Origin of the sequence: Streptomyces sp. C10-9-1 (assembly GCF_024497955.1) — a bacterium.
Classification (GTDB): domain Bacteria; phylum Actinomycetota; class Actinomycetes; order Streptomycetales; family Streptomycetaceae; genus Streptomyces; species Streptomyces sanyensis.
Genome location: NZ_JANHKP010000036.1, coordinates 1 through 898 on the forward strand (window position 1 = coordinate 1; position 898 = coordinate 898).

The 898-nt window shown below is 67.8% G+C and carries 1 protein-coding gene; it reads left to right on the forward strand.

From position 1 onward, the window contains the following. Positions 1 to 114 precede the first annotated feature (114 nt). Positions 115 to 882, forward strand: coding sequence for an IS5 family transposase (locus tag NPS70_RS28400; RefSeq protein ID WP_256527334.1), 768 nt, complete (start codon positions 115 to 117; stop codon positions 880 to 882). Positions 883 to 898 lie beyond the last annotated feature (16 nt).

The window sequence follows — 898 nt, forward strand, 5'->3', positions numbered from 1 at the left end:
TCAGTGAGCTCTTTCCAACCTGTCGGGCTGGAAGGTCAGTTGGGCTGACAGACGGGTGAAGCCCCTGGTAGATGGGTTTTCGACCAAGAAATCCGTCTCCACCAGAGGCTTCGTGTGCTTGTCTACCCGTCGGGCGTCGACGTGTCCAGTTCTGCCCTGCGCTTCCTGTCCGCCAAGCTCCGTCAGCGCCGCCAGGAGCTCGGTACCCGCTGGCGGCGCCTGAGCGTCGGCCGGCAGGCCCTGCTCGCTCTTGCCCATCTCCGCAACGGCCACCCGTATGCCCAGCTCGCGGCAGGGTTCGGCATCGGGACCACGACCGCGTACCGGTACATCACCGAGGCCGTCGAGGTCTTGGCCGCTCTCGCGCCGACCCTTGCGGAGACGGTCCGGACAGCATCGTCGAAGGCGTTCGTGCTGCTGGACGGGACCCTGCTGCCGATCGACCGGATCGCCGCGGACCGGCCCTACTACTCGGGGAAGCACAAGAGGCACGGGATGAACGTGCAGGTCCTCGCCGATCCCTTCGGCCGACTGTTGTGGGCTTCACCGGCCCTGGCCGGCGCCGTCCACGACGTCCGCGCTGCCCGCGAACACGGCATCGTCGACGCCCTCGCCGAGGCCGACATCACGTGCTGGGCCGACAAGGGCTACCGGGGTGCCGGCGGCACGGTCCGTACCCCGTACTGGGGGCGGCGGGAGACCCTTTCCACCGGTCAGCAGGCGGTCAACCGGTCCCACGCCAAGATCCGCGCCCTCGTCGAGCAGGCCATGGCCACCCTCAAGACCTGGCGGCTCCTTCGCAAGCTACGGTGCTCGACCACCCGGATCACCTGCCTCGTCCAGGCCGTCCTCACCCTGCATTTGGCCAGCTCAGACCGATGATGGAAAAGCCTCAGTG